This window comes from Paenibacillus sp. E194 (assembly GCF_000935845.1).
GTDB classification, from domain to species: domain Bacteria; phylum Bacillota; class Bacilli; order Paenibacillales; family Paenibacillaceae; genus Paenibacillus_B; species Paenibacillus_B alvei_B.
This window is the reverse complement of the sequence record NZ_JMDX01000204.1, coordinates 1-10,441: the sequence shown is the minus strand read 5'-3', so window position 1 is coordinate 10,441 and position 10,441 is coordinate 1. Positions and strand designations below refer to the sequence as shown.

At 45.4% G+C, this 10,441-nt stretch carries 8 protein-coding genes and 1 pseudogene; all 9 read right to left on the bottom strand.

All coding sequences use genetic code 11. From position 1 onward, the window contains the following. Positions 1 to 185: DeoR family transcriptional regulator (locus AZ66_RS22195; protein ID WP_044356841.1), on the bottom strand; the 185-nt coding region annotated here is incomplete at its 3' end. A gap of 167 nt (positions 186 to 352) precedes the next feature. Beyond that, the gene (locus AZ66_RS22190; RefSeq protein WP_442950315.1) at positions 353 to 2,158 is read right to left on the bottom strand and encodes a fibronectin type III domain-containing protein; all 1,806 of its coding nucleotides are present in this window, start codon (positions 2,156 to 2,158) and stop codon (positions 353 to 355) included. A gap of 329 nt (positions 2,159 to 2,487) precedes the next feature. Further along, on the bottom strand, positions 2,488 to 3,708 hold the full coding sequence (locus AZ66_RS22185; RefSeq protein WP_044356839.1) for a DUF4179 domain-containing protein: 1,221 nt from the start codon (positions 3,706 to 3,708) through the stop codon (positions 2,488 to 2,490). Then, the gene (locus AZ66_RS22180; RefSeq protein ID WP_044356837.1) at positions 3,677 to 4,273 is read right to left on the bottom strand and encodes an RNA polymerase sigma factor; all 597 of its coding nucleotides are present in this window, start codon (positions 4,271 to 4,273) and stop codon (positions 3,677 to 3,679) included. The genes AZ66_RS22185 and AZ66_RS22180 overlap by 32 nt, the downstream gene beginning before the upstream one ends. 358 nt (positions 4,274 to 4,631) lie before the next feature. Continuing rightward, entirely contained in the window at positions 4,632 to 5,516 is an 885-nt protein-coding gene (locus AZ66_RS22175) for a DUF4179 domain-containing protein (RefSeq protein WP_052648769.1), read from the bottom strand. 39 nt (positions 5,517 to 5,555) lie between these two features. Continuing rightward, positions 5,556 to 6,530, bottom strand: a complete 975-nt coding sequence (locus tag AZ66_RS22170) for a DUF4179 domain-containing protein (protein ID WP_044356835.1) — start codon at positions 6,528 to 6,530, stop codon at positions 5,556 to 5,558. A gap of 124 nt (positions 6,531 to 6,654) precedes the next feature. After that, complete coding sequence (locus tag AZ66_RS22165; RefSeq protein ID WP_044356834.1) at positions 6,655 to 7,200, bottom strand: GNAT family N-acetyltransferase; 546 nt, start codon at positions 7,198 to 7,200, stop codon at positions 6,655 to 6,657. Between the two features lie 192 nt (positions 7,201 to 7,392). Then, complete coding sequence (locus AZ66_RS22160) at positions 7,393 to 10,137, bottom strand: cytochrome P450 (RefSeq protein ID WP_052648767.1); 2,745 nt, start codon at positions 10,135 to 10,137, stop codon at positions 7,393 to 7,395. Between the two features lie 103 nt (positions 10,138 to 10,240). Beyond that, positions 10,241 to 10,441: pseudogene (locus AZ66_RS32050) on the bottom strand (TetR/AcrR family transcriptional regulator); the annotation flags it as partial.

Sequence of the window (10,441 nt, the reverse complement as noted above, 5' to 3'; positions counted from 1 at the left end):
GATATGGTAGGCAGGACGGCCCCACCCCGTGTTCGAATGATACAGCCTTGTTCCTCGAGCTTGATAATGTCCCTGCGTGCCGTATCTCGTGATATAGACAGCAGGTCGCATACTTCTTCCACTTCAATGCGCTTGTTTCTCTTCAGGTGCTCTAATATAGCTGCCAATCGTTCCTCTTGAAACATGGATTCTCCCCTGTTCTGTTAAGTAAAGTTAAGTGTTATTAAGTGAATCTAAGTATTAATCATGATTATAAGCCATATATGGGAAGTGTCAATAGGAGAAGCGACACAGTTTACTTGCATGAAAAAAGGAGTTCTGATCGACTCAGAACTCCCCTTCTTCCGTTCAATTAGGATTTGAGCTGCCACAGAGCTGGAACGTTAGACGGTTCCCAACCTAGCAATGAAGTATGAGCTTGCCGGCATACATAAGTCTTTCCGCCATAAGTGACTTCGTCGTTTGCCTTATAGCTGACATTTGGAGCCCATGGCTGAGCCCCGCCTTGTGCATCTGTCGTTACTTGAACACTGGTTCCAGTGGAAACATTCCCGGCTGCATCCTTAGCAGTTACGGTAAATACGTAGTTTGTATTTGGCGTTAATCCTGTAATAGTTGCGGTTGTATCCGTCACATTGACAGCAGCATTCGTTTCATAAGACACGGTATAGCCAGTCACACCAACATTGTCCATCGAGGCCGACCAGCTGAGTATTACTGAAGTTGCAGATTTTCCTGTTACCTGTAAATTACCTGGGGCGGTTGGGGGTGTTGTATCTCCACCTGATCCCGCTGGATCTGTCTTCACCGTTAGCGGTGTGCTTGTAGCGGATTGGTTCCCCTTCGCATCCTTCGCAGTAATCGTGAAGGTATAGTTCGTATCTGGCGTCAATCCCGAGATGACAGCATTCGGATTCGAAACGCTCACAGATTGAGTCCCATAGGAGACGGTATATCCGGTCACCCCAACATTATCTGTGGAGGCCGTCCAGCTGAGGCTGACACTGGTGGATGTCTTAGCTGTAACGATTACGTTTATTGGTACGGAAGGAGGTTCCGTATCGGGAATAGGCGGAGTTAATGCATCCAGATAAGCACGATGACTGTTTGAGAATTCAAAGTTATTGAATTTATCCCAGTTCACTGACCATGTCATCAACCCACGGAAGTTCGGATATCCGGTCGAACTGCCTCGTGTCTTGTAGCTGGACAACTGTATGCCTTTCATGAGCGCATCAAGTGCTTTTTGCACTTCTGCAACCGAAGTGAACCCGCCTCCTGCATTCGCATTTGCAGGCAATCCGAGCACAACTTGATCCTGACGCAGAGCTGGGAAGAAGTTGTTTGGATTTTTGGCAACAGGGAATCCGGTCACCAGCATGTCGGCCATTGCCACATGGAAGTCGGCATTCCCCATCGTGTGATACTGATCATCCAGTCCTGTAATCGGGCCTGAGTTATAATTCTGTACCTGAAGCCAGTCGAGAATATCGCGGGTTGCATGGATGACAGGCAAATATGCGCCTGCACGGTTGTCGCAGCTAATACAGCTGCCGCCATAGAAGGTATAGCCTAATTGAACGAAGAAGGTTTCAGGAGCCATGGTCAGGTAGAAGTTATCGGTTCCAAAGTGGTTATTAATCGTACGGAGTGCTGCAATGAGGTTGACGATAACCGGAGTGGTAGGATTTTTGAAATCACTGTCACCAGCGTTCAAATAGAGGGAGTGTCCTTCGAAGTCTACATCAAGTCCGTTGAAGCCGTATTTCTCAATGATCGCAATGACTGAATTGACGAAATTATCTCGGGCTCCGGCGTTCGGCAGTTGCACCTGCCCATTCTGGCCCCCGATGGAGATGATAACTTTCTTGCCTTGGCTCTGTAAGTAAGCGACATCAGCCTTGAAGTCGGTATCCGTATAATTGTAAGGCGTGAAGCCGATTGTACCATTCGTGACGCCAGAGGTTGGTTCTGCGAAGGAGACGTTGATGACATCGAACTTAGGAGATACGTCACGGAGCTTGATGAACCCGGAACCATTATCGAAGTTGTGCCAGTAGCCTACAATCGTCTTGCTGGATACAGCAGCTTGAGCTTGCGGCGCCCAGAGTACCAGACCTTGCAGGAGCATCAATGCTAGAGCTGCATGTAAGACAATCATCCATTTGCGGCGGGATGTATTCCCTGTGCGTAACATACGTAATCATCCTCCTTTAATCCATAATGATAGCGCTTGCAAAATGTTGATAACAGATTTGGTTATCCCTCCTATTTCATGACCAGACATATGAGACAACACCTCCATGAGCATCTGCACTGATGTTCCGTGCGGCTCAGCCTTACACCATCATTATCTAGAAAAGAAGGACGGATCATAAGGGATAAATTGCAATAAAAGAGGGAGAAATACCTCTCTATATAAAAATGAGACAGGGCCAACTTCTTCCCCATGATTTCATGGTTCGCAGAGTCGGCCCTGACTATTTATTATTTGGATTGCGGAATTTGGATCGTCATCTCTAGGTTTTTCCAGTATGTTCGATCTCCAGTATCATTCTTATTGTTTCGTTTCATACTAAAGTTCTTGTTGCTTATTGTAAAGTTGTAAGGCTTGATTGTGATCGATTTCGATTTCATCCCTGCTGGCGCATACCAATCGTTGAGGTGATACTCGGTTGTTGGCAGAACAGGTGTATAGATAAGTTTGGATGGTCTTAGTACACGTCCCTGATCATCCACAATCTCATAGTACATTCTACTTGCATGATAATCCCCCGTTTGTTCCGCAGAGGCCGGAACTGGACCCTTGCTGTCCAGTACGATACGAGTGGATACAGGTGAGATATCAAGCTGCTTCACTGTATACGAGAACTTGCCGTCGGACTTGGTTGCATTCGGTTTCAAAATCATGGCTCTGTTCTCAACCTTCACAGGAATTTTGAATTCATACGTTTCCTTAACCTGTGTCACTCTTGTCCGCACAGTCAGTTCAAATTCATCCGGTAAGGTTGCGACATGTCTAAATTCCAGCATATACATCGGCTTATCATCCATCATATAGCTGCTGAGTTGGCCAGAGGATTTGATAGGCTTACCGTTGATCAGAACTTCCGGGCTTCGAATATACCCTCTCTCCTGTTTCTCATCAGGAGTGCCGAAGGATTCCGCCATACTTTTGTTTGTCTCGTAGAATTTATTATAGAGCGCAACTCTTTCCTCATTCGAAAAGCCTTCTACATACGGAGAAGCCAGATACTGAGGCAAATCTTTGCCCTCACGTTCTATGCGGAATGACAAGCGAGTACCGTCAAATAATACTTCAGTTACCTTTAACGTAATTCCATCATGCGTAACGCTAATGTTTGGCGTGGATATAATCCCGCGCTCAATCGCCTTCTGAACGGCGTCTTCGCTCGCATCATAGAATAGCAGTCCGATTACGGGCACTTTCTTCAAAGCTTCCGCCATCGTTGGGGATACATATCCAACTCCGACCATTCCTACTCCGAGAATGACTGCGGCAGAAGCAGCGAATAAAGTTCTTTTTAGTATACTCGGCTTACGATGGAATGGCGATGCGCTTGTCCACTCCATTTGTTCGATTCGATCCATGATTTTATCGGTTCGAATGGGAGGTGGTGAGGATTTACGAATCATTTGTTCGATCCCGTCCATCTCAGCGTATTCCGTGCGCTGCATATTTCCCATGGGCCTTCTCTCCTTTTTCACTAATTCGATCCATTAATTTTGCACGTAATCTTTCATACTTCTTGCGCAGCGTTGCTGATTTCAGGCCCATAATTTCACTAATCTCTTCAAATGTATACTGCTCCACAGCCTTCAAGAGCAAAATATGCCTCTCTTCTGCAGTGAGATAGGTTAGGAGATCGCTAACTATCGTTTCATGCTGGGAGAAGGCAATCTCTTGTTGTTCTGTCTCCTTCTCCACCTGCTTAATCAGATTAAGCCAGCGGCTCTTCTTCTTCTTCAAATTAATAAGATGATGATAGGCAACTTTATATAACCATGCAGAAAAAGAAACCTGTCTATTATATTGATGTAAATTTTCATAGGCACGGATAAATATTTCTTGAACAGCATCTTCCGTTTCCGCATGATTTTTTAAAATATAGTAGCAGTATGTATACATTTGGCGTTCGAAATTGTGTAGGATCGTTCGGTAAGCTTGTTTATCACCAGCTTGTACTCGCGTTACGATTTCTTCAACATTAATGGGCTGCACTACTGACTCCCCGGGGCTGGTAGATTGCAAGTGCTCAACTCCTTTCTTGTTGTCTTATTATATATAACAATCTGAACCGTTCATTTTGTGACACGTTCAAATGAATTTTTTAATTCTATACACTGTAAAATAAGCGACCGTTTTATGTTAGCATAATACAACTATGTGTAGTAGATACGAATTCGTAGATTTGCGTAATAAGCGCCTCGGACGACGACTTGTTACCGCATGGAAAAAGGGCAGTCCAACCATGCCTACATGGTTCTGGAGCAACCCTTGTGTTGTATCTATTATCGATTGATCGGTATCGTAACTTGCAAATCCTTCAGATAGGTTCTCTTTCCTTCACTGTCCTTTTTCGCTCCGAAGATGCTCCAATCCTTGCTGTTTACCGTGTATGTATACGGCTTGATCGTGATAGATGTCGTCTTGTCGTCAATCGGATAGTAGAATTGATCAACATGGTATTTGGTTTCCGGTTTTTATTAAAGAATCCGATCTCTTCTTGATTTATTTCCTTCCCTTTGTTATCCATAAGCTCATAGTAGACCTTGCTTGCATGGTATTTCCCAGATTGCTCGGCAGAAGCAGGCACTGGACCTTGACTGTCTATAATGAGTCGGGTCGAGAATGGCGTCAGTTCGAGTTGCTTGACGGTATAGCTGAATTTCCCAGACGTTTTGGATGCTTCTGGCTTGATAACGAGCGGTTTGCTTTTCAACTCGATCGGAACCTTGAGCTCAAATGGTTCACTAACTTTTGTAACTTCAGCCCTAATGGTAAGCTCGAATTTCTCGGGCGCTTTGACTCCTTTTGCGACATAATAAAAATTATTCTGAGGACCAGAGAAACTGGCACTGTTCAATTTTATCGGCTCTCCATCAACTAATACCTTCGGGCTTAGCTTAATGTAACCCTTTAGCTGATCCTGCTCAGGGACGGCATTTTTTTTGATAAATTCATTGTTCGGATTTTCTTTTAGATCCTCCATGCTGAAATATGGGGATACCGTACCGTCCAGATTTGCTCCTTCTCGCTTGACTAAGATGGATAATGTAGAACCGTCGTACTTCACTTCTTCCAGCTTCAAGGTAATCCCGTCATGCTTCACACTCAAATTAGGCTTGTACAGGTAACCCTGCTCGATAGCCGTCTTTTCATTGATGCCGTCTAGTTTCGGCGCTGCTGCTGCGGGCAAATTCGAACCGAGTGCCCCCGTCCCAAGCAGTGCTGCCACAGATATTGCGATTGCCGTTTTTTTGATTGACTTCATTTGTATCTATCATCCCTTCTGTTGGAAATCATTTTTGTGTTATCGCTTGATTGGAATCGTAAGCTCCAAGTCTTTCAAATACGTTTTCTTATAAGTCTTTTTTCTATTGCTCCCCTTCTCCTCGAGGATAGCCCAGTTTTTGCTGTTAATCGTATACGTATATGGCCTAATCTTGATGGATGTTGCCTTGTCGTCTGTTGGATAGTAGAATTTATCAACATGGTACTTGGTTTCAGGCATTTTATGGAAGAATCCGATCATTTCAGGCAATATCTCGTTGCCGTTGTTGTCGAATAACTCATAATAAACCGGACTTGCATGGTACTTCCCGGATTGCTCGGCTGAAGCAGGGGGCAAACCTTCGCTGTCTAGGATGAGCCGTGTAGAGAACGGCGATAGAATAATCTGCTTAACGGTATAGCTGAATTTTCCGGAAGTTTTGGATGCATTATTTGGCTTCACAACGAGCGGTTTGCTTTTCAACTTCACCGGTACTTTGAAATCATAAGCTTCCTTCACTTTCGTCACTTCGGCCTTAATCGAAAGCTCGAATTCGTTAGGGAGCTTCACCCCTTTTGCATGGTATTGATAGCTCTTATTTGCTCCAAAGGTCTCAGAGCTGCTTACGGTGATGGGTTTGCCATCGGCAAGCAACTCACACTTTGACTTGATGTAGCCTTTGATTTTCTCTTTCTCCGGGTTGATAGTAAAGGGAAAATCCAGATTCACCCCTTCCGGACGCAATGCGAAGGATAACGTCGTTCCATCGTAGCGAACATCGGTCAACGTTAGGGTGATTCCATCATGCTTGACACTCAAATTAGGCTTGTACAGGTAACCCTGCTCGATAGCCGTCTTTTCATTGAAGCCATCTATCCTCGATGCTGCTGTAGCTAGCATGCTGGAACTGAATGCTCCGATGCCAAGCAGTGCTGCAGTGGAAGTGACAATGATGGTTTTTTTTATCACACCGAACTTGATTTTCGAATTAGGATTGCTCTCTACATGATTCATACTAATTTACCACTCCAATCTCTCTTGTTCTACTCTATATAACAATTTCAGTCGGCTCTTTTGTGACAGAAGGCATGATTATTTATAAGAACTGTGAAATCTGGCAACAAAAAAAACGAGCCAATTAGCTCGTTCTTTGTCTATATTCATCTCTTAACATTCCATAGAATGCCAGATCGTAATGCTGGCCGAAACGATACACATGTTGTTTCAGTGTTCCCTCATAAGCGAGACCGATCTTCTCCATGATTCTCCACGATCCAGGATTAGAGGTGTATGCTTCAGCGAATATTTTATGAAGCCCTAGTTCTTCGAACCCATAAGATAGAAGCGCTTGAGCTGCTTCGGTGCCATACCCTTTGCCCCAATAAGGCTTCCCAATCCAGTATGCTAATTCTCCTCGGTTATGCATTGCTGAGATGCTGATATTCATAATGCCGATTAAGTCTTCATATGATTTCTCGCAGATTGCGAAAATAACCACCCTACCATTCTTCTCAGCTTCCAGCATGCTGTTGATAAATGGCTCGGCTGCACCGATCGGATATGGATACGGAATATTCAACGTCGTCTTGGCGACGTCATAATCTCCAGCTAATTGTTCAATTCTCGCAGCATCGCTCAAGTTCAGAGGTCTTAATGATAATCTATTCGTTTCAAGTTGTGGCATACTGATGTCCCCCATTTTCCTTCATGATTCATGATTTTAATAACAAGAAATTGTTCGAATTCTACCATATTGAACCGGAATATACTAGTCTCCACACAAAAATACCATGGGGATATGAGTATCCTCATGGCAAATTGCATGGTCTGTACTGCAAATAAGCAGCGTTAGACAGCTCTACTAATATCATTCTAATTAGACATGCTGAACAGCAGGTTTCTCCGCTTGTATGAAAATAAGGATATCGTCTCCTGGATCGCACATGGCTAAGAAGGTGGAAGTTGATCCGTTATATTCAATCTGTCCTGGAATAGAAGCGGCATCTTTGCCATCTATGATGATCTGTAAAGAATTGCGTTCTGAATCGTTGTCTATTGGATAATAATCAGGTTGGAGGGGCGACAATAGCTGTAAATACTTGTCGAATGGAAGTTCGCACGCCTCATAGGTTTCTAGTAAATGCAGCATGGAGATACGCTTGTTCCGAATTTGCTCTTGGTAGGATTTATCCTCCAGCAGTGCTTCCAGCTCTCGCTTGTGCGGCGGACATATCGTATAAGCGGCTAGTACACGAAGTTGATCAGGTGTTGCTGGTTCTTCTAATTGAACACAGTAGCGAAGCAGATCTTGAATCGAGATGGGCAGATCGCGTGGAAAATGGGCAGATTCATGGTGTTCGTTCGCAGAAACTAAGACCTGGTCATCTGCTTGCAATTGAAACCGCCTTACTACTCGGTCTATGATCGCTTGGCTGTTGACGGGGAGCACACCGAGTATATCCCCTTTTCTGTACGTGATTCCGTGAGGCAGGGCAATCTCGAGTTGCCACGTGCACGCCTTGTCGCTAGCAATATGATGTACGCGATTCTGTTGTACGACAGCGAAGAACGCGTCATGATTGCGCACGAGCGGAAGGGTTGATAGTCTGCTCATAACTTGAACGTGAATCGCATTTTGTACTTGGTCACTGTTATCCTCTGGACGGTTCTCTTCAACGCCAAATGCCTGTTTTACGTTGTTCCACATCGCATCTATCCATGTATGAACCTGCTGCTCGAATTCCCCACCTGCATCTGCCTCACCGCGCAGGGCAAGCCTTGTTCCGCCTGCTCGTTCCAACTGCTCGTCAATAAATGTCGGTACACTCTGATACGTATTCGCCCAATTGCGATCCCCGCACCCCAGTACTGCGTACTGTACGCCTTCGAGCTCTCTTGGCCGTGTCTCCCCCAGCCATTTCACGAACGATGCCCCGTTTTTCGGCGGCCTTCCGTTATAGGATGCGGTCACGATAAGAACAGCGCCTTCCTTCGGCAGTCTGCCTACGTAATCATGGAGTGGAGCTGCTTCACTTCGAAATCCACAAAGGCGTGCTTGGCTGGCAAGTTGATGTGCAATCCCTTCTGACGTTCCTAAGTTCGAGCCATATAAGACAAGCATCGGTGTAAAACGGGCAGACTCTACTGGGGCACGATGAGCTGGGGCAATTTCTTTCTTATTCGTTGACATGTGTTGCTCCGTCTCATTCTGCATAACAGCAGCTGCACCCGTCGGCATACTCGCGATCTGGTTCGTATGACGTAATTGTACACGCATTTGAAAATCGCCCGGCTTCAAGGTTAAGGTCTGCTTCACATTTAATTGGTAGTTCAAATGGTCGATCAGCTTGAACTGTTGGAGAATCATGCCGAGAACTAACGTCCCCTCGTAAAGGGCGAATTGCATGCCGATACAGGCTCGCTCGCCGTTGCCGAACGGCTTGTAGGCATGATTTGGAACCTTGGAAGGATCTGCGAACCGCTCGGGCCGAAATTCATCGGCATCGTCTCCCCATGCTTCCTTGTCACGGTGGAGTTGTGGAAGGAGCACGCTGACACTATCGCCTTTGCGAAGTTGATATTGACCACAAATTAGAGTGTCCTCCTTCGCAAAGAGGTCAAATCCAGGTGCAGTTGGCCACAAGCGAAGTGATTCATTCAGTATCATTCGAATGTATTTTAGTTGAAGTACTTGTTGATAGGTTGGGATCGGGCTTACCAGTATCTGATCCACTTCTTCATAAGCTTTACTCAATACTTCCGGATGCTTAAGTAAAAAGTAGAGTGCGAAGGATAACAGGCCACTCGTTGTTTCATGGCCAGCAATAAGGAAGGTAATGATCTGATACCGGATATTCTCATCATCGAGCCCCTCTCCTGTGTCAGGGTCTTTCCCGTTCAGCATCCGAGAGAGCAGGTCATTTTCCCCTTGATTTCCTTGCACCTTCCGTTCTTCGATAATTTTGTCGACTAGGGTAAACATCGTATCAATATCGGTTTGGAACTGCCGTTTTGTTTTGACCATGAAGAAGTTTTGTATGTTGAGGCGGGAACTTTTTTGCATTGCTTCATTAAGCGCCCGTACCATGCTAACGATGAATGGGCTGTGGTCTTGTCGATAAAAGCTGTTGAATCGATAGTTGAAGCCGCAAATCCCAATAGTATCAAGGGTTAGACGGGTCATGTCCTCAGGCACATCAATGCTCTCGTTGGGATTAAGGCGAGCCCACTTGTGGATTAACTGAAGCGCGATATCAAGCATCATGGGATGATAATCCTTCATGGCTTGCTTGCTGAACGTAGGAAGCAAAATATTGTGAGCCTTTCGCCAATTGGGTTCGGTTGTATGACTGGTGAATAACCCGTCTCCACCGAAGGCGCGCACGTTTTGTAGTTCATTGTATACATGCTTATCGAATCGGGTAATATCGCAAACTTCCGCTACCAGCTTGTGCCCGGACACGACCAGACTAGAGATTCCGGGGAACCTTATCCGATAAATCGGTCCGTATTGTTCTGCCAGCTTGCAAAGGGTTAATGTTGGCTGATTCCCGTCGATAAGGGGCAAGTGGCCAAGCGGCCCGTAAGATTTGGGTTCTGGAATAAGACCAGCTTCTCTCATATACAACATCCTCTCCGATTGAATGGATACAAGATACCGATTGTCTAATGCCGCACTTGATATGGAAGTTAGCTCTGAGGAGAGAGTGGACAGTTACATGTGACTATGCGTTCACGCCGTTGTACAACGTGTCTACAACTAGTTTTGCCGCTGAATTTTTGGCAATGTTCCCGAGGTGTACTTGCTGCCAAGCCAGGATGAGAAGTGAATACAGTACGTTTGCGATCCATTCGGAGCTCATATCCTGACGGAGAAGCCCCTTCTGCTGCAATTCTCCGAGAGTATGACGCACACGCTGCAATAT